Origin of the sequence: Paenibacillus sp. E194 (genome assembly GCF_000935845.1) — a bacterium.
In the GTDB taxonomy this organism is placed as follows: domain Bacteria; phylum Bacillota; class Bacilli; order Paenibacillales; family Paenibacillaceae; genus Paenibacillus_B; species Paenibacillus_B alvei_B.
The window spans coordinates 15,445-36,339 of the sequence record NZ_JMDX01000017.1 but is presented as its reverse complement, the minus strand read 5'-3'; the positions used below and the strand labels follow the sequence as shown (position 1 = coordinate 36,339).

General features: G+C 43.6%; 16 protein-coding genes. 15 read left to right on the top strand and 1 reads right to left on the bottom strand.

The features are described 5' to 3' along the window. Positions 1-32 precede the first annotated feature (32 nt). From AZ66_RS04130 to AZ66_RS04070, 13 genes are all read left to right on the top strand, one after another. On the top strand, positions 33-698 hold the full coding sequence (locus tag AZ66_RS04130) for a bifunctional 2-keto-4-hydroxyglutarate aldolase/2-keto-3-deoxy-6-phosphogluconate aldolase (protein ID WP_044353700.1): 666 nt from the start codon (positions 33-35) through the stop codon (positions 696-698). A 280-nt stretch (positions 699-978) separates the two neighbouring features. Continuing rightward, the gene (locus AZ66_RS04125; RefSeq protein ID WP_044353699.1) at positions 979-3,414 is read left to right on the top strand and encodes a glycoside hydrolase family 95 protein; all 2,436 of its coding nucleotides are present in this window, start codon (positions 979-981) and stop codon (positions 3,412-3,414) included. 208 nt (positions 3,415-3,622) lie between these two features. Next, a complete protein-coding gene (gene kduI / locus AZ66_RS04120; protein ID WP_152523895.1) occupies positions 3,623-4,453 on the top strand; it encodes a 5-dehydro-4-deoxy-D-glucuronate isomerase in 831 nt (276 codons plus the stop codon). Positions 4,454-4,494: 41 nt separating this feature from the next. Next, complete coding sequence (locus AZ66_RS04115) at positions 4,495-5,301, top strand: gluconate 5-dehydrogenase (protein WP_021262976.1); 807 nt, start codon at positions 4,495-4,497, stop codon at positions 5,299-5,301. Positions 5,302-5,458: 157 nt separating this feature from the next. Next, positions 5,459-7,255, top strand: coding sequence for a DUF2264 domain-containing protein (locus tag AZ66_RS04110; protein WP_044353698.1), 1,797 nt, complete (start codon positions 5,459-5,461; stop codon positions 7,253-7,255). A 133-nt stretch (positions 7,256-7,388) separates the two neighbouring features. Further along, entirely contained in the window at positions 7,389-8,570 is a 1,182-nt protein-coding gene (locus AZ66_RS04105; protein WP_044353707.1) for a glycoside hydrolase family 88 protein, read from the top strand. Positions 8,571-8,795: 225 nt separating this feature from the next. Next, the gene (locus tag AZ66_RS04100; RefSeq protein ID WP_231586722.1) at positions 8,796-10,412 is read left to right on the top strand and encodes a sensor histidine kinase; all 1,617 of its coding nucleotides are present in this window, start codon (positions 8,796-8,798) and stop codon (positions 10,410-10,412) included. Beyond that, a complete protein-coding gene (locus AZ66_RS04095; protein ID WP_052648376.1) occupies positions 10,387-11,982 on the top strand; it encodes a response regulator transcription factor in 1,596 nt (531 codons plus the stop codon). The genes AZ66_RS04100 and AZ66_RS04095 overlap by 26 nt, the downstream gene beginning before the upstream one ends. A 38-nt stretch (positions 11,983-12,020) precedes the next feature. Further along, entirely contained in the window at positions 12,021-12,824 is an 804-nt protein-coding gene (locus AZ66_RS04090; protein WP_044353696.1) for a hypothetical protein, read from the top strand. Between the two features lie 416 nt (positions 12,825-13,240). Then, complete coding sequence (locus tag AZ66_RS04085) at positions 13,241-13,657, top strand: GntR family transcriptional regulator (RefSeq protein WP_044353695.1); 417 nt, start codon at positions 13,241-13,243, stop codon at positions 13,655-13,657. After that, on the top strand, positions 13,654-14,340 hold the full coding sequence (locus AZ66_RS04080; protein WP_044353694.1) for an ATP-binding cassette domain-containing protein: 687 nt from the start codon (positions 13,654-13,656) through the stop codon (positions 14,338-14,340). Before AZ66_RS04085 ends, AZ66_RS04080 begins: the two co-directional genes overlap by 4 nt. Next, a complete protein-coding gene (locus AZ66_RS04075; protein ID WP_044353693.1) occupies positions 14,337-15,182 on the top strand; it encodes a hypothetical protein in 846 nt (281 codons plus the stop codon). The genes AZ66_RS04080 and AZ66_RS04075 overlap by 4 nt, the downstream gene beginning before the upstream one ends. A gap of 24 nt (positions 15,183-15,206) precedes the next feature. Then, positions 15,207-16,409: a hypothetical protein gene (locus AZ66_RS04070; RefSeq protein ID WP_044353692.1), complete on the top strand. Its 1,203-nt coding sequence runs from the start codon at positions 15,207-15,209 to the stop codon at positions 16,407-16,409. Positions 16,410-16,615: 206 nt separating this feature from the next. Here AZ66_RS04070 and AZ66_RS04065 read toward each other — a convergent pair whose 3' ends face one another. Next, on the bottom strand, positions 16,616-17,332 hold the full coding sequence (locus AZ66_RS04065; RefSeq protein ID WP_044353691.1) for an alpha/beta hydrolase: 717 nt from the start codon (positions 17,330-17,332) through the stop codon (positions 16,616-16,618). A gap of 311 nt (positions 17,333-17,643) precedes the next feature. On the opposite strand from AZ66_RS04065, the gene gnpA reads away from it, so the two are divergent. After that, entirely contained in the window at positions 17,644-19,815 is a 2,172-nt protein-coding gene (gene gnpA, locus AZ66_RS04060) for a 1,3-beta-galactosyl-N-acetylhexosamine phosphorylase (RefSeq protein ID WP_044353690.1), read from the top strand. Between the two features lie 257 nt (positions 19,816-20,072). Next, positions 20,073-20,852, top strand: a complete 780-nt coding sequence (locus AZ66_RS04055; protein WP_082061445.1) for an alpha/beta fold hydrolase — start codon at positions 20,073-20,075, stop codon at positions 20,850-20,852. The last annotated feature ends 43 nt before the right edge of the window (positions 20,853-20,895 follow it).

Genomic DNA, 20,895 nt, shown 5'->3' with positions numbered 1-20,895 from the left:
AAAGTGAAAAAGCGATGGGAGTGGAGAACGATATGAAGAAAATGCAGATTATTCAGAAGATTATGCAGGAAGGTGTCGTTGCTGTACTTCGCGGAGAAACGGCAGAAGAAGTTGTTGCAATGGCCGAGGAAGCGATACGCGGTGGAATTAAAGTGATAGAGATTACGATGACGGTTCCGTTTGCATTGAAAGCGATTGAAAAATTAGCTCAAACCTATAAATGGGATTCGTCGGATGAATCTACTTATGCGATTATTGGCGTAGGGACCGTGCTGGATGCTGAAACGGCACGCGCGGCGATTCTCAGCGGCGCCCAATTCGTAGTGTCCCCGTTCCTTAGCGCTGAGACCGTAACCATGTGCAACCGATATCGCGTACCGGTTATGCCAGGAACGATGACCATTAAGGAAATTAATGAAGCGCTTGAGCTTGGAGCCGATATCGTCAAGCTGTTCCCAGGCAACCTGTATGAGCCATCCGTAATCAAGGCGATCAAAGGCCCATTGCCGCAGGCTAACATTATGCCAACCGGCGGTGTATCGTTGGATAACCTAGGTGAATGGGTGAAAGCCGGAGCGGTAGCGGTAGGGATCGGCTCCGATTTGACGAATGAAGCAGTTAAGAACAAAGATTTCTCGTTGATTCGGAAGAAAGCTGCCGCTTATGTAAATGCCTATCGTCAGGCAAAAGAGATATAAAATATTCGAAATAATATACGAGGATCGGACGATTCAGCATGTATGAATCGTCCGATTTTTTTGTGCATCATGACCAGCAAAGTAGAGTGACGAGTATAGGCTGTTGCAATTCGAATTGATCATGATGGAAGCAACTGAAGCGTACGAGTCAAAAAGCGACACACACATGGTCATAAAAGTGCATCTATTTTTAGGTGGAATGTCGATATAATGGTGCGAAGTACAGTATTGGGGATACGAGCTATTACACAGGATTCTGTAAAGAAATGAGGGTAGCTTAATGAATCATATAAACAATTATTACTTGCTTGAACGGACAGCGGCTAGCAAATGGACGGAAGCATTTCCAATCGGCAACGGGCGCTTAGGGGGCGTTGTATATGGTGGGATACTGCGCGAGCAGATTCAATTGAATGAAGATTCGATTTGGTATGGTGGTTCCAGGGATAACGATAACAGAGCAGCGCAAGCGGCATTGCCGGAAATTAAAAACTTGTTGCTGCAGGGTAACGTGCGCAAGGCAGAAAAGTTAGTGTTGAAGCATATGACGAACGTACCGCAATATTTCCACCCTTATCAGACATTAGGCAACTTGTTCTTGGATTTTGATACGGATATAGATGTTCATGCAATCAATCATTATTGTCGTGAGCTAGACTTGGATAATGCTTTGGTTCAGGTAAATTATGAAGTGGGACGGCATGCTGAGGAAGGAAGTACGGCAACGGTAACTAAGGCAACGGGTGAAGCTCAGAAAGAGGCAATTCAGTATAGCCGTGAGATATTTTCTAGTGCCGCTGATCAAGTGCTGGTAATCCGGATGACTACGACCGATGCCGCAGGCTTAACCTTTGCAGCTAAATTCGACCGTAGACCATTCACGGGTGAAATCGTTCAGACAGATGATGGACAGGCTATTGCCATGCAAGGAAAAGTAGGAGCAGATGGCGTACATTATGCCGTTGTGTTGCGGGCAGTAGTTGAGGGTGGACAGTGTCAGACGGCGGGCAGTTATCTTGATATTCGCCAAGCTCGTGCAGTCACGCTTATTGTTGCAGCGCAGACCTCATTTCGCTGTGCTGATGCTTATGCTGTTGCTTGTCAACAGGCAAAACAGGCAGCAAAAGTGCCATATGAGACATTGAAGCAGCGGCACTTGGATGATTATAAGCCGCTGTTTAACCGTGTGACGTTGGATTTGGAAGCGGAGGAAGGAGAAAGAACTGAGCCACAGCAGAAGATTACTAGACAGCAATGCTTGTCCACGTCGCAGCGACTAGAACGATACCGGCAAGGTGCCGCTGATAATGGGCTGGAGGCGCTGTTTTATCAGTACGGGCGTTATTTACTGCTTGCCAGCTCCAGACCGGGAACTCTACCAGCTAACTTGCAAGGGATTTGGAACGATAGTTTTACTCCTCCATGGGAATCAGACTATCATCTTAACATTAACTTGCAAATGAACTACTGGCTTGCCGAGACGGGGAATTTAGCGGAATGTCACATGCCGCTATTTGATTTTATTGAACGCTTAGTCATCAATGGACGCCAAACTGCGCGCAACATTTATGGTGCACGCGGATTTGTTGCTCACACGAGCAGCAACCTGTGGGCGGATACAGGCATTTACGGTGAATATGTGAGCGCCAATATGTGGCCGATGGGTGGCGCATGGATTGCGCTGCATATGTGGGAGCACTATTGTTATAACGGCTCACTTTCGTTCTTGCGCGAACGTGCGTATCCCGTGTTGAAAGAAGCGTCGTTATTTTTCTTAGACTTCTTATTGGAGTTGCCATCAGGACAGCTGGTGACCGTACCATCACTATCACCAGAAAACTCATATCGTAGTGAACAGGGGGAAGTCGGGGCGCTATGCTATGGTCCATCGATGGACTCGCAAATTTTGTATGCGTTGTTTACAGCATGCATCCGTGCTGGTGAGTTGTTGCAACTGGATGAAGGGTATATGGAACAGGTGTGCCAAGAGGACAAAGATTTATTGGCACAGTGGAAGCAAGTACGCAGTAAGCTGCCACAGCCGCAAATCGGACGCCATGGACAAATTATGGAGTGGGCGGTTGATTATGAGGAAGTAGAGCTGGGGCATCGCCATATTTCTCATCTATTCGCTTTGCATCCAGGGGAACAGATCATTCCTCATCGCAGTCCTGAACTTGGACAGGCTGCGAAGTTCACGCTGCAGCGGCGCCTAGCCCATGGTGGAGGACATACGGGCTGGAGTCAAGCGTGGATTGCAAACTTCTGGTCTAGGCTGGATGAAGGGGAACAGGCACATCTGAGTTTACGCAATCTATTAAGCAAAGCGGTACACTCGAACTTGTTCGGCGACCATCCTCCATTCCAAATTGATGCCAACTTTGGTGGAGCAGCAGCGATGCAAGAGATGCTATTGCAGTCGCACGGGGATGAAATCCGGTTACTGCCAGCTCTTCCGCTTGCATGGCGGAAGGGTCATGTTACTGGCTTACGTGCCCGCGGTGGATTTACCATTGATATTGCTTGGCAGGCAGGCAAGCTGCAGCAGGCGCAGATAACGTCTACGCTTGGTAAGCCTTGTGTTATTTATAGTACGGTTCCGCTTACTTTTTGCACTGGTAAGCCATCAATGGCAGTGGCAGTAACACAGCCCGCGCCACATACGTATCAGCTGGATATCCCGCTTGGAGCTATGGTTACAGCAAGCTTAGCGTAGGTCATTTTTTCGATTTAACATAAAAAGGAAACAAGATAGTTAAATAGGCAAGAAAGTCAAAATTGTTCACAATCGAGCAAAATAATTGACTTACTATTGTTGGGTGCATTCACTATGATTGTTGTAGATCCAATATCGAATGATCGCATTGTTTATTGTGATGATTCCAAGTCTATGAAATCGGGAGGAATTAGAAAAAATGCAAACTATGGAGACGCGCTACGCGTATGCGCCACAATCGATCGCACGCATGACAACAGAAGAATTGCGCAAGGAGTTTCTAGTGGAGCAGGTGTTTGTTCCCGGTGAAATTCGCTTGACTTACTCGCATAATGACCGTTTGATTTTTGGTGGCGTAACACCTACGAAAGAGCAGTTGGAGATTAAGCTTAATAAAGATTTGGGTGTTGAGTATTTTCTAGAGCGCCGTGAACTAGGTGTCATTAATATAGGTGGTCCTGGGTTTATTACGATTGATGGTGTACGCGAATCGATGAACAATCAGGATGGCTATTATATCGGTAAAGAGACGAAAGAAGTATTGTTTGCTAGTGCAGATGCTAGTAATCCAGCGAAATTCTATATTGCTTCTAGCCCGGCTCATCACAAATATCCGAATGTACGTATTTCCATTGATAACATTAAGCCAATGGAGACAGGTGCTGATAACACAATGAATAAGCGCAAAATTTATCAGTACATTCATCCGAATGTGTGTCAGTCATGCCAGTTGCAAATGGGCTATACGCATCTAGAAGAAGGCAACGCTTGGAATACGATGCCATGCCACACGCATGAGCGACGCATGGAAGCGTATGTATACTTCGATTTGGAAAGTAACAACAAGGTATTTCATTTCATGGGCAAACCTGATGAGACGAAGCATCTCGTAGTTGGCAATGAGCAAGCGGTTATCAGTCCAAGCTGGTCCATTCACACTGGCGTTGGCACTAGCAACTATACGTTTATTTGGGCAATGTGCGGCGAGAATATCACATATACCGATATGGATATGGTCGCTATGGACGATCTAAAGTAGATAGATGAATAGATATGGTATATAGAGAAGGGAGTATTATAATGTCACAATTTTCGGTAGATCGTTTTCGCCTTGATGGTAAAGTCGCTCTCGTAACAGGTGCAGTGTACGGGATCGGATTCGAATTGGCAAGCGCTATGGCGCGTGCGGGTGCAAAAATTGTATTTAATGACCGTAAGCCAGAAGGAGTAGAGCGCGGTATAGCTGCTTATAAGGAAGTCGGCATTGAGGCACACGGATATGTATGCGACGTGACCGACGAGCAAGGTGTACAAGCGATGGTGCAACAGATTGAAGCGGAAGTAGGAGTCATTGATATTCTTGTCAACAATGCTGGCATTATTAAGCGGATTCCAATGATAGAAATGACTGCGGAAGAGTTCCGTGAAGTCATTGATATTGACTTGAACGGACCATTTATTGTTTCCAAAGCGGTTATTCCAGGAATGATTAAAAAAGGTGGCGGAAAAATTATTAATATTTGCTCGATGATGAGTGAATTAGGACGGGAAACGGTGTCTGCTTATGCTGCTGCCAAAGGCGGCCTCAAGATGCTAACCCGCAATATCGCTTCTGAGTATGGCAAATATAACATCCAGTGTAATGGTATCGGACCAGGCTACATTGCCACGCCGCAAACAGCGCCGTTGCGTGAACTTCAAGCTGATGGCAGCCGTCATCCGTTTGATTCCTTTATTATTGCGAAGACACCTGCAGAGCGTTGGGGAGAAACGGAAGATTTAGCAGGTCCTGCAGTATTCTTAGCTTCGCCAGCTAGTGACTTTGTCAATGGACATGTTTTATATGTTGACGGTGGAATCCTTGCCTATATTGGTAAGCAGCCTTAATTTCGAATAGTAAGATGAAAATATAGAGACTAACAGGAGTACGTTGCTGTTAGTCTTTGTAATTTATCTGATGTGTACGATGAGAGTTATGAGGTTTGTTGTGCTGTGAAAACTGTTGAAGGAAGCGTGAATAATCGTGATGGAGAAAATACGTAGCATGCATTGGAATCATCGTGACGATGTAGCGGAAGCCCTGTTGACGTTAGTGCAGCCGCTAAGGTCACGGTTAGCAGAACAGCCTGGACACTTAGCATTAGGAAGCCACGGCACGGTCTACACCGAAAATCGAAGAGATGCCGAAGGATTCTTAAGAATCCTGTGGGGATTGGGGCCCTTCCTCGTTCATTATGATGACGAGCAGCTTCAGCATCAATGGTTGCGTGGACTAGCGGAGGGTTGCAACCCACACAGCGAGCATTATTATGGCAAGACGATGGATGGAGATCAGCTGCTGGTCGAGATGGCATCTATCGCGACTACACTGCTGCTTGCACCGCACAAAACTTGGGATACTCTTTCGAAGACAGAACAGCAGCATTTGGCGGACTGGTTATGGCAAATTAATGAACGCCGTTTGGCACCGAATAACTGGCACTTCTTTCGCATTTTAGTGAATGTGGCACTGAAGCGGCTTGGTATGAAGTATTCTCAGGAGAAGATCGAAGAAGATTTTGCCCTGATTGAGTCTTGCTATGTTGGCGATGGCTGGTATTTTGACGGAGTGGATCAGCAGTTTGATTATTACATCCCATGGGCGTTCCATTATTATAGTTTAATCTACGTTACGTTTATGGCGGATGAAGATCCGGAGCGGGCAGCTAGGTTGAAAGAGCGGGCTATTCTTTTTGCGCGCAGCTATCAGTATTGGTTCGATAGCAAGGGAGAGGCGATTCCTTTTGGTCGCAGTCTAGCGTATCGATTTGCGCAAGCAAGCTTCTGGAGCGCGCTTGTGCTGGCCGATGTTGAAGCTCTGCCATGGGGCGTCATTAAAGGTTTGTATGCGCGCAATATGCGAAGCTGGATGAATCATGATATTTTTACGACAGATGGCGTGCTAAGCGTAGGCTATCACTATCAGAACTTGGTGATGGGCGAGGGCTATAACGGTGCGGGTTCCCCGTATTGGGCATTCAAAAGTTTCCTATTGCTTGCTGTTTCGGATGACCATCCTTATTGGCAGGCAGAGGAAGTAGAGCAAGAGGTATCACCAGGCCGATTGCCGCTGCCGAGCATGAAGGCGTTGATTGAACATACGCATCATTCACAACATGTGCTTATGTATCCGGTAGGCCAATTTATTGGCTATCAGAACCACGCTTGCGCCAAGTACTCTAAATTTGCCTATTCGACTGTATTTGGCTTTAGTGTGCCGCGCAGTAATTATTACTACTATGAAGGTGCTTTTGATAGTGTGCTTGCTGTTAGTGAGGATGGTGTACATTTTCGTGATAAGCCGCTCGATTCGAGCTATGAGCTGCATGAAGATCGACTTATACATAACTGGCAGCCGCAAGTCGGAGTTACGATTCGCAGTACGATTATCCCTTGTGGTGACAGCCATGTACGCATTCACGAGCTGGAAACTAGCCGCGCCTTAATTGCCTATGATGCCAGTTTCTCAGCGCCGTTCGCCACGGTTAGCAGTGACGATACAGCCGTAGTGAAGACAAGCTGGGCAAGTTACGATTCGCCTGTCGGGAGCACCATCGCCAAGACGGTTAGAGGATTCACACAAGCGGAGATGATTCGTACCGAGCCTAACACCAATGTATTCTATGAACGTACTCTGATGCCTGCACTGCGAGCTGAACTTCAGCCAGGGACACATTTATTAGTTAGTGTGATGGCAGGAGTTCCTGCTGGTTGTGAGTCGCAGCTGCCTGAGGTGAGGCTGACATCGGATCGCGTAATTGTGCACTATAACGAGCAGACGACAACGGTTAAGGTGAAATAGAAGGAAAGCGAAAACAACAAAAAAGTCAAAATTGTTCACATTTCACACAAATTAAGGCGTACATTCTGTGGAATGTATCCGCTATCATAAGAAATGCATTAAGTTATTTTTCTGGGAGAGGGCTGAAATGCAGATGTCTACAGAGGGAACGCAAACAACGGTCATACAAGCAAATAAACGTTACACACAAGCAATTGAAAATATTCTAGCGAAAACGCTGAACAATATTGATAAATTTGGAACTCAGTTTCCGCATGTTAGCCTTAATGGAAAATATCAACTGAATGATAACAACGACTGGACAAATGGCTTCTGGTCGGGAATATTGTGGTTATGCTATGAATATTCACAAGATGAACGTTATCGGCAGGCAGCAGAAGCTACAGTGGCTAGTTTCCGTCAGCGGTTTGATCAAAAAGTTGTATTGGATCATCATGATATTGGCTTCCTGTTTAGCTTGTCTTCCAAAGCGCAGTGGATCATAACAGGCGATGATCGTGCTCGTGAGTTGACACTGGATGCAGCTGATCATTTATTGAATCGTTGGCGTAACACGAGCGATGGAAGCGGATACATTCAAGCTTGGGGAACGAAAGATAACGAGCAAGAAGCGGGTCGTATCATTATCGACTGTTTGCTTAATCTGCCATTGTTGTATTGGGCAAGCGAACAGACTGGTGATCCAAAGTATCGAGAAATTGCAGAAATCCAAGCAGAGAAAACTCGGCGCTATATCGTTCGTGGAGATGATAGCTCGTACCATACTTTCTTCTTCGATACCGAGACGGGGGTTCCAATCGGCGGCGCGACTCATCAGGGCTATAGCAACGGTTCGACGTGGACGCGGGGGCAAGCTTGGGGCGTATATGGCTTTGCACTTTCCTATCGTTATACGGGAAATGCGGCATTTTTGGAGACATCTAAGCGTATGGCGCGCTACTTCCTTGAGCATTTGCCTGAGGACAGTGTTGCATTTTGGGATTTCAATGCGCCTGTAACGGCTGATACGTATCGCGATAGTTCAGCTTCAGCGATTGTAGCTGCCGGACTGGTAGAGCTTATCTCACATTTGGATGCTGCTGACCCCGATCGTCCTTATTTCGAGAAGATGTTGGCAACCAGTATGGAGTCGCTGATTACTAACTATGCTACGATTGGTGACGATGCAGCGGAAGGTTTGCTTAAGCATGGCTCGTACTATGTCCATGGTGGTTTGTCCCCTGATGATTATATGATTTGGGGCGATTATTACTACTTGGAAGCGCTCATGCGTCTTACACGCGGTATTCCTGGCTACTGGTATGAGCGTAAATAGAAATAGGAAGAGAAAGTCGATGATTTGGCTTGAACAGTAACGGAAATGATGAAGGATTGAAGGAAGGGAAGTGACGCTAACCTCATGTTCCATTTAACTTACTATAAACGAATGTTACTTTCCTTCATGCTATTTATTATCGTACCGATGGTTGCTGTATCTGCGCAATCTTTTTATCTAATTAAAGAATCGATGCTGGATAAGCTGCATGCAACGAACGAGAACATGTTAAACGTAATCGGTGCAGAATTTAGCAAAACAATCGATGATGCTACATTTGCCTCCCATTTCATTGTAAACGATGAAGGCTTCAAAACTAGCTTACGTCGATTCGCTGATGTGAAGCATTTAAATAGTTATGCTGACTATGAGAATTTCTCACAAATCAAAGCTGTATTTTCGCTTATCAATTCAAAAACGTTGAATAGGCAGACGCAGATGTACTTAATTAACCGCCAGCAGTTTATTATCCCTTCAGGAGATGATGAACCGGCGAAACTCCTACCACATTTACCTGAATTGTATAGCAAAATTAATTTCCAGCAGCCAGAAAGGCTGCAGTGGTTAGGACTACTCGAGGACAAGGGAGCTAGTAAATATTATATTGCTCGTGTCATCTATGATCGCGTTAGTAAAGAGCATACGGCCGTGCTGCTGATTGGAATTGAACAGTCCTATTTCGAAAAAGCATTACAATCTGTGAAGTCATGGGATGTTGCTCTCTTGGATGAGCATGGTGACCGGATTGCTGGCTCAACACAATTGCTTGCATCCGATTCAAATAAGGTGGACGATCGAATGCGCTCGGAAGTCGTGCTGAGCAAAAACGGGTGGAAGCTTGTGTATGAGATGAGCAACAACACGTTTAGAGGCATCATTTCAAAGACGCTTTATATCGGTTCTGCTGAAGTCATGCTTTTTGTCATTATATTCTCTTTGTTTGCACTGCTGATCTCTAAACGATTGCATCGTCCAATTGAGCAATTACAGCAGGTTGCAGGACAATTTGGCAACGGTAAGCTAGATGTTAGGCTGCAAGTTAAGGGAGAGGATGAGCTAGCAGCGGTTAGCAAGACGATTAACTTGATGTTGGATCAGCTGCAACAGTCCATTCATGACATGGAACGGCAACAGGAGCAGAGACGAGTGTTGGAGCTTGAGGCGCTGTTTATGCAAATTCGTCCCCACTTTCTGTTGAATACGCTTAACTCAATTAAGTGCAGCCTAATGTTGCAGAAAGATCGCCTGCATAGCGGCATGATTGACTCTTTAATGAGCTTACTGCGTGCCTATATGAATTTCAATGCACTTGCAACACTGCAAGAAGAGTGTGAGTTAATGGGTCACTACATTGATATTATGCAAATGCGCAGTGATATTCCAATCCAACTGCAAGTCAATGTAGAGCCGCAATTGCAGATGCTTAAGTTTCCAAAGTTATTACTACAACCGTTAGTTGAAAATGCAATTTTACATGGGTTTGTCGATACTGATGTAGATATAGAGGGCAATGATAGTGGGCGCCAGCAATCTCAAATTTGGATCTCCGTCTATCAGGACGCGGATACCATCGTCATTGAGGTTGCCGACAACGGAGCAGGTATGGATGAGTCTTTGTTGCATCGCCTGAATGAACGTGTGTTACGTTGCAGTGATGAACCTGATCCAAGTTATAAGCGGGTCGGATTGGTTAATGTTGCTCAACGCTTGAAACTATCTTTTGGTTCAGAGGCTACGCTTTCTTTTGCTCCTAACAGGTATGACGGTATAACGGCACGAATGCAGATTCCAGTGACATCAAGCGGGGGGACCACCAGTGATATACAAAGTGATGCTTATTGATGATGATGTGCCAATGCTCAAGCTATTGCAGCAAATGATTGATTGGGAACAATTACAGTTGAAAGTGGTAGCTGCCACCTATTCCAGCGTAAAAGCAGTACACCTGTTTCAGCAGACCGTTCCAGATATTGTGATAACAGATATTGGATTGCCGCAGAAGAATGGGATTGAGTTAGCAGAACAGTTTCGCCAACTCAAACCTGACGTGCGCGTCATTTTCTTAACCTGTCATGAAGACTTCAACTACGCGAGACAAGCGCTTAAGCTTCAAGCTGACGATTATTTAATTAAAGATCAGTTAACAGAAGAGCAGTTGCAACAAAGTTTGCATAAGTCGCTGCGCTTACTGAAAAAACAATCATCGTCGGTCAGTGTACAACCTTCAAGCTACAATCAACAGTTGCTCAAACAAGGTTTACTACAGAGTGTGCTTGATCGAACCAATGTTGACGAAATCCTTAAATATGCTGCTGGCATTGGAGTAAGGTGGAACTGTCCTTGGTATATGCTCAGTCTTGTGCATGTACAATATGCTAGTTACGATGAACATTACTCACAGCAATCGTTATCGTTAATTTGCTATGCCGTCTACAATATTGCGGAAGAATTAGCACGCAAGTTTGAAGGGATCACACCATTTTTGCAGCAACAGCATCTTGTCATTGTGTATAACTATCATGATAATTTAGCAGATAACAACGTGTTGCACTTCAACAGCTATTTGCAAAAATTGAAAGAACGAGTTGCACAATATATGAAATTGCAGATGGTAAGCGTCACGGTAAGTGATAAGCTGCAACTTAAGCAAATGGGTACTTGTTATCACTCCTTATTGCGCCATAAATATGAGTTCTATGTTGGGGAGTCGATGCAGATTGCCGATCGCCAGCAGGCGATGGGATCAACATGGCTGCAATTGCCTGCAGGGGAGTTGGACAACTATAAAGTTGAACTGAAGCAGGCGCTAGCTATTCATGATATAGATGGTATACAACGTATTATTGGGAATATGAAGCAACATTTTCAAGCAAGGATGATTGAACCTGCTTCATTCATGCATGAGCTGCAAGTATGCTTACGCGAGCTGACGATTGCAGCTTCGGTAAGACTCGATGAAGCAATCTTCAATTATATGGAGCAGTCACGAACCCTTGTTGATGTGCTTGCATTAACGGAACGCACGCTAACAGCGATGGCTATGCCTAACGATAAACAGGGGAAACAAGGGCGAGGTACACTAGCTAGCAGCTATGAACCTAAGTTACAGCAAATTCAACATTATATCGAACAAAATTTAGCTGATAGTATTACTTCTATTGATATTGCGCGCTATCTGTATTTGAATCCAAGTTACTTCTCACGCTATTTCAAACGCATGACTGGCAGCAATTTCACGGATTATGTACATCAGTATAAGATGAACATTGCTTCACAAATGTTGAAGACATCTGGGCATACGCTGGAACAGATTGCGCTGACACTAGGTTACTCAGACCGTACCTATTTCTCTAAAGTGTTCAAGAAGTATATGGGCGTAACACCGAGTGAGTATAAGAACGAATGCTCGTAAATCTATCAAAAATAACGGAAGAAAGAGATGATCATCTTATGACACCACTAACGCAATTTACGATTGAAATTCACGATGCAAATCATACCGTATTGGCAGCTGCTTCTGATCAGGGGCAAGCCCAGCTTGTATATCATCAACCTTATCAAGAGGGCGACCAAATTGTTGTTAAGAGTGAGCATCCCCACCAATATGTAATGTTGCAGCTTGATGATACGATGCCGGAAACGTTCGTATATTTAGCGACAACTTGCTATCGGCTTGCCATTCCATTTGGAGAGAAGAAAATCTCCTATAATCCGAAATCATATAGTGGTGACATCCATGCGCTTAGCGTTCGTCTAGCGACTGCAGCGGAAATCTCCAGTTACAAAAATGTGGCGCTTAATCCGTTCGACCAACATGAGAATGACAGTTGTTATCCGCATGCGGTTGCGAATGTGGAAACACGCGGTGAGTCCGTGTTTGCCGCACGTAATGCGATTAATGGCAATTGTTTTAATGCAGGTCACGGGGCATGGCCATTTGAGTCGTGGGGGATTAACCAGCAAGATGACGCTGAAATGAGCGTGCAATTTGGGCGCACTGTAGAAATTGACTGCATTGCTCTTACGCTCCGAGCAGACTTTCCTCACGATAACTACTGGGAGCAAGTAACCGTCTGCTTCTCCAATGGTGATTGTGAGACGATTCATCTAACGAAAACGCATTCCAAGCAGGTATTTAAGCTTACGCCGCGTCAGGTAGAGTCATTGGCAGTAAAGAACTTAATCAAGTCCGATGACCCGTCGCCGTTCCCTGCACTAACGCAAATTGAAGCTTATGGCAATGAAGTAAAGTAGGCGAAAAAAGATATAGAACCTAACCTGTTGCGAACAGGGGGGGCTATATCTTTTTTTTGTGATGTTTTAAAACAATGTTGAAATTATATAACTTTTAAGGGCAGCCATTTTGACTTCCCTTAATTCGCTTTTAAAGAAGATTATACATTAATCATTTTTTATTACATTTAACGTATGAAATCAATTTCATAAATCTAACCCCGTGCAGTGACAAGGTTTAACCACAGGAAATGTGCTATTAAAGGTTGATTGATTTTCATCGGATGGATTGCACAAAATACAATGGCTAAGAACGATAACCCCAGAAGCCTGTGCTCAAAAACAAACTATTGACACAAAAGTGTATTACACGTATAGTACATGCATAAGATGTATGAACCACTTAGTACACACACTTACCGTATGGAGTTGGTTGTATGACAGAAGAACAAAAATTAGGTATCAGCTTTAATGTTCGAGAACCGGTATATATTCAAGTTGTCCGTTACTTCAAGGAACAGATTGCTACAGGGCAAATCGGAGCGGGAGACAAAATTCCTTCACGGCGTGAACTGGCATCAGTAATGAAGATTAATGCGAACACGGCGCAGAAGGCATATAAGGAAATGGAGGAACAGGGTTTGATCGTAACAGAAGGAAATTCCCCGAGTCGAATTACACAGGATCAGCAAATACTAAGCTCGATTCGTGCTGAATTAATCGAAAGTGCAGTGGATATATTCATCAGTTCCATTCGGAATATTCAAATTCCAGTTGAAGAACTAGTAGATATCATAAAGACAAAATATACATCCGAGCGAAAGTTATCCCCAGAGGGTGGTGACACAAAATGATCCAAGTGAATCAGATGGTGAAGAAATATGGATTTAAGAAGGTACTTAATGGCGTTAGCTTCACTGCTGCCAGGGGAGAGATTACCTGCCTGATCGGAATCAATGGTGCCGGGAAGTCAACGGTGCTGAAGTCCATCATGGGACTGATACCATACAAAGGTGAAGTCTTAATCGATAATGTATCACTAACACCTGTGATGTATGAGAAAATTACTTTCATTCCAGATTCGTTAACGATGCCCTCCAATATGCGAATTGCTGATTGCTTGAGCTTTATGACTGACTTTTATCGGAATTGGAACGCTGAACGTGCAAAGGAATTGCTTAAGTTCTTCCAACTGAGCTCTTCGGATCGCGTATCCTCATTGTCGAAGGGAATGGCTGCGAAGTTAAATTTGTTGCTCGGACTTGCCTTGGATTGTGATTACATCCTAATGGACGAACCGTTCTCGGGGATTGATATGTTCAGCCGCGAGCAAATTGCTGATGTGTTCACGAGTGAATTGATCGAGGATCGTGGTGTGATTATTACAACTCATGAAATTAACGATATTGAGTATTTAATTGATAAAGCGGTCTTGCTACAGCACGGGAAGGTAGAACGTGAATTCTACTGTGAAGAAGTTCGCGAGCAGGAAGGTAAGTCCATTACGGACGTAATGAGAGAGGTGTACATAAAATGAGAGCTTTTGTGAAGCTATTGAATTTTGAAATGAACCGATTTGCCAAAATATATATTGGACTCATGGTGCTGACAGCCGCCTTGCAACTTGCAGCAGTCGCCATCGGTGCTAATCATTGGCTGGATTCTGCGAATGAGGCAATGAGAGTGAATCAATGGACCCTTGAGCAATATCACAATGTGACTGGATATATTCAGCTAAACAGTACGGTGTATGATCACTATAATAGACTTCTATATTTCGGACCCATATTTTTGAGCATAACAGTGCTGCTAATATATAGCTGCTTCATCTGGTACCGTGACTGGAGAGGTAAAAATACGGTAGTATATCGCCTGCTCACGTTGCCGTCCAATCGGGCGAATTTGTATTTTGCCAAGCTGGTTACGATCTTGCTATTCGCCTTTGGATTTGTCGCCCTGCAAATTGTCCTTGTTCCACTGGAGAATTTGATAGCACAGTCGATTCTTCCTGCTGAATTATATCGAAACATCTCGGTATTTGATTATTTGAAGCATCCTACTGTGCTTAAAGTTCTGATTCCGCCCTACTTTTCTGAGTTTGTACTATACTATGGACTGGTCATTACGGGCTTGATCGTCTTGTTCACAGCGATTCTAATGGAGCGGAGCTACAGACTGAAAGGGATCGGCTTTATCGTACTATACTTTGCGGTTCTAGCTGGATTAGCCTCAATACCCTATTTTATGGGTTATAGCAGATACGATAGCTACTTCTATCCAGGAGAAATCATAGGCACTTGTCTCGGATTAATAGTGATCATTGCTGGAGGTTCGCTTTGGTACAGCTTGTATCTATTGCGTAAGAAAATATCGGTATAATTGAAGGGTTATGGAGGTTAAGGTATGAGAAAATATATGGTTAACGCCATTCTTGTAGTGTTCGCGGTTATTACAATCGGGACGTATTATGTACAAGCTTCACAAAAGACACCACCTAATTATAAGCTGACGATGGTTCAAGGGGATGCTTCTCTCGTTGAAGGTATAGCTTTATACGGAAATTACATGAGTAAGGATAGTGTTTTTGGCATCGAACGAGCTTATATCACTACAAATGGTACAGATTATCCACATGAAAATTTAACGATAAGCCAAAGCTTAAACCGAAGACCAGTGAAAACGCAATTGGATAAATGGGTGGATCAGCATCGTCAGTTCATGCGTGGGAAGAACAACTTAGCTGGGTTCTATGAAAATCAGGACATACTTGCTTATGTGAATTGGACCGTAGATAAGCAGCAATCCAATGATCCATCAGCGAAGAAGAATGCAGAGGTCAGTATTTCTGTGCTTAACAAGCAGAAGGACAATACACAGGAAATCAGATCCGATATCAATGTAGATCATGATGTTTCAGATATCTTTGTAGAAAATGTACAGCTTGTTGATCAACAGCTTGTTGCAATTGTGTCTTTGAATCACAGTGCCAAAGGTTATGTATCTGAACCGCAGATTATCCGTGTTAATCTAGCAACAAAGGAGATGACGAATGAGCCGCTCGCATTACTAGGAGCTAAATCTGTAGCAGCAAATGGGGATAATCAAATCGTAAGGTTAGCTAATCAAAATTTGGATCACACGGATCAATGGATTTTAAGTGTTAGTAAAGATAATCATAAAAAGGCATATCAAGTGGATGTTAAAACAGGACAAATCTCGCCGCTTACGTTCCAAGGGCATGAAATGTTATTGAATAATATTATGTATGCCTATGGACAGAAAATTTATTTCCTGCAAAAAGCTGCATCGAGTAAGAAAAATATAGGATTCACTGTTATTTCTTACGATCTCGTGAGTAAAGAATATGAGACTACTCTGAAGAATACAAATATAGATTTAAGTGAAAACATTACCTATGATTTTAAACAAGACTATCTCTATATTGTGGGTCATAAGAATTTTAAAGGTAATCGTCTATATGTATTCAATTTGAAAAGCGGTAACCTTGAATACGAAGGAAAAGCAGTATCAACAGAGGCTGCAAATCAGGCCGAAGATGAAGCTAACATGGATTTGAATTTTATCGATCTCGGCCAGTTAGAATAGAAAAATAGAGATAAAGAGATATAAAAAGGCAACAAAGGCCGAGCTAATGACTTCTAATAGTCAATTAGCTCGGCCTTTTAGTTGAAAACTAGAATACAAAAATGATGTGGAAACTTAAGAATTATCGGGTACGGACGGTTACCTATCAGACATAAAGCTCGCATTAGAAGAAGGATCAGTAGTCTACAGTTTTCTAGGTTCAAACATTATGAAATTGATTCGTATATATGTTTTTTCAGCCATTGTCTGAAAACCTGCAACTGTTCCTCAGTATGGAAATAGTGTTCTCCATTCTCCATTACTTGCAAATTACAGTTAAAACGTTTATTAAATTCAGATACAACGTCAAACTCACATACGTTATCTTCTGAACCATAGAGAATGGAAGTTGGAATATGCCAAGCAACAATAGGATGTTCTTTCACATAACAGTAGTAGTCCCAGTAGAGAGTTTGTCCAATAGGTGTATCAATTTCTTTCTCTATTTTTAATCTACTCTCACTTACGTTAAACCATGTCATCATATTATTTATAATACGTTCCATATTTACCACAGGAGAGAGAAACAAGCACTGCTTCAACGGCTCATGGCTATATGCTAATAGACTAAAATACGCTCCCATGCTACAAGCAAAAAGGCTTATATGATTTGATAACGATTTTGCATAGGTCATAATTGTATTGAGGTCTTGAACACAGTTCTGAACGTTGCAAAGATAAGTATCATCCTTACGATCACCATGTTGAGGTAAATCAAAACTAAGTACTTGATAACCTGCTGCTGTTGCTTCTTCTGCAAATACAATAATCGAGTCATCTGCCTTGTTTGACATGTTACCATGCACCACCACAAATAACTTATCTGATTTGTCACCCCACAAAATCGCTGGAATATTTTCTATTTTCAAATTATTTTTTATCATTATAATTTATCCTCCATGATATTAAATCATTGCTGATTTATTTAGTTGCAACACCATTAAACTAATTAGTGTTGAATGAAGTCAAAGAAATGGATTTCCCATATAATACCTCCAAACCTGTATATATGGCTTAATTATACTATGTGTTTTCTATTAATATATTAATTTTCAACATCTATTTAAACGTAGCCATTTTTTTAAGCAAAGGTCAAAATTTTACCCGTGGAAGGTCATAATCCGTCCTTGGGTCTTTCCTTCTCGCTGAGTATGATGGTATCAACAATCAGTTATGTGGAAGGAGCATGTTTCAAATGGGAGAGCAGAACCAGAACAAACAAGGCAGAGGGCGCCTCACCATCCCTACCGACCTTGATGTCGTAGGAGAAACGCTGAAAACGATGGAGTTGTGGGGTGCTGATGCTGTGCGCGATGCAGACGGCACAACTTTCCCGCAAGAGTTAGCAGAATGTGGAGCGAAAGTATACGCTACTTACTATACAACCCGCAAAGACAACAATTGGGCGAAGGCAAACCCAGATGAAGTACAGCAATGCTATATTTCAACGAAATTTGTTCCTGCCACAGGCGCTGAACTTTCCATCCGTCTGTTAGAGGGAATCAGCGAAGACTTATTGCAAGTCAACAACCGCGATGATATTTACCGTTGGTGGGAAGTTATCGATCGTACCACTGGCGAGGTCGTACCTACGAATCTCTGGAGCTATGATGAAGCTAGCGGCTGTGTAATGATTACGAACACGATACCTTACCATGAGTATAGCGTGAGCTTCTTAACCTATCTGATTTGGGATCCCGTTCATATGTACAACGCCGTCGTGAACGATTGGAAGGATTTCGAACGACAAATTACGTTTGACGTACGTCAGCCTAAGACACGGGAATACTCCAAAGGCAGACTTCGTGAATTTTTGCGGGACAAGCCTTATGTAAATGTAGTACGATTCACAACGTTCTTCCATCAGTTCACGCTTATATTCGATGAACTGCGTCGGGAGAAATATGTGGACTGGTACGGCTATTCCGCGAGCGTCAGCCCATATATTCTCGAACAGTTCGAGCGTGAAGTTGGCTATAAGTTCCGTCCGGAATATATTATTGACGAAGGGTACTACAACAACCAGTATCGGATTCCGTCCCAACAATACTTGGACTTTATGGCCTTCCAACGTCGCGAAGTGGCGGGGCTCGCTAAAGAGCTCGTTGATATTACCCACGAAGAAGGTCGCGAAGCGATGATGTTCTTAGGGGACCACTTTATTGGTACTGAGCCTTATATGGATGAGTTTAAAACCATTGGGCTGGATGCAGTCGTCGGCAGCGTCGGCAATGGTTCAACACTGCGTCTAATTAGCGACATTCCTGGGGTGAAATATACAGAAGGGCGCTTCCTGCCATACTTCTTCCCGGATACGTTCCATCCTGGCGGGAATCCAACGGCGGAAGCTCAAGAGAACTGGTTAACGGCAAGACGAGCTATTTTGCGTAAGCCTGTAGATCGCATTGGCTATGGCGGATACTTGAAGCTGGCGCTGGACTTCCCAGACTTTGTGGATTATGTAACACAAGTTGCCGATGAATTCCGCGATTTATATGAGAAGGCACGCACGAAGCCGATGTGCTTAGCTAAAGTTGCTGTACTGAACTGCTGGGGGAAAATGCGCTCTTGGGGCTGCCATATGGTGCATCATGCGCTGTACCAGAAACAAAACTACAGCTATGCGGGCATTATTGAAATTTTGAGCGGAGCTCCTTTTGATGTATCGTTCATTAGCTTTGACGACATTCGTGAGCAGCCGCAGCTGCTAAAAGATATCGATGTCATTATTAATGTCGGTGACGCTGACACCGCACATACCGGCGGTGACAACTGGAAAGACCCGTATATTGTTGAGCAAATCCGTGCATTTATTGCTGGCGGAGGCGGCTTTATCGGGGTAGGTGAACCTTCTGCGGTTCAACATCAAGGTCGTTTCTTCCAGCTGGGCGATGCTCTTGGCGTAGAGCTGGAGCGCGGCTTTACCCTCGGCTACGATAAATATAATTGGGACGAAAAGCCGTCTCACTTTATTACCGCCGATATGAATGGTGACATTAACTTCGGTGAAGGCAAGAAAAATGTATACGCAACGAGCGCTGATATTTTAGCTTGCAAGGATAAAGAAGTGCAGTTTGCAGTCAATAACTACTTCGGCGGTCGATCTGTCTATATCGGTGGACTGCCGTATAGTGCGGAGAACGCCCGCTTGCTGCATCGTGCAATATTATGGTCATGCAGCAAGGATCACGAATTGCACAATTGGTTTAGTTCGGATGCCCATACGGAAATCCATGTCTATCCGGAAACAGGTACGTATTGTGTTGTCAATAACACGGCAGAGCCGCGCAACACAACTGTGTACGCGAATGGCAAGAGCTTCGAATTGGAGCTCAAGGGCGGCGAATTGCGTTGGTTTGATATGTAAGTTTACGTCGTATTACAATTGAATAACAATTAGATTAGGCTGGGCAATTAGTGAGATAATTGTTCCAGCCTAATCCTGTTTTTGGCTGACATAGAATAAGTATTAGCCAAATGTTCTTATTCTTCTTTACTATCATCATCACCTATTGCTATATTCATTACAGCCACACCATTAATAATCAGATCGTTTAATTATGTAATATTTTCCTGAAGTCTATAATTTTGAAAATGCGAATTCATCGATAGAAGGGGATGAACATGATGGAAGGTAGGAGCGAAGAGAGCGATAGATATATGGAAGCCTATCATGTATGCGACAATGCAAAGATATATAGTAAATATTCGCGAAACAGCACGCCGAGCGTCATTTTTATTGCCGGATTAGGTGATAGCAGTGAGACATGGGAGATCGTGCAGAACCGAATATCAGAAGCAGCGTCGACCTTTTCTTATGACAGAGCAGGTATTGGCAGAAGCCAATCCGTATCAGGAACGCGAACATGTCGTTGTTTAGTCGAAGAACTTTCCGAATTGCTGCAAGTGCTTAACATAGAACCTCCTTATGTATTGGTGGGGCATTCCTTTGGCGGCTTAGTCGCTAGATTATATGCAGGTCTTTATCCGCAAGACATAGGTGGAATCGTGCTGGTAGATGCAGCACCAGAATACAAAGAGTTGGCATACGAAAAGGTGCTTCCGAAAGAACGGATTGCGGAAAATAGGGAATATCTGATGAACCCATTGCAGAATAGTGAGCGAATCGACAAGATACGAAGCTATGAACAAATTGCCGAACATGTACAACTATATGACATTCCACTCTCTATTATCATAAGAGGGTTGCCCGATGAGTACCATGAAGGATGGCCTCACATGGCAATATTAGAAGTGGAACAAAAGCTGCAATCCGAGTTTCAGCGATTGTCGACGACAAGCAAGATTCGAATAGCCAATCAGAGCGGACATTACATTCATCATGATGAACCTGAGATCGTAGTAGAGGAAATCATGAAAATGCTAGAGGAGAGTAGAAGTTGATCAATTCTCTCAAATCCCCGTAGAATGGGTATGAACGAGCCAC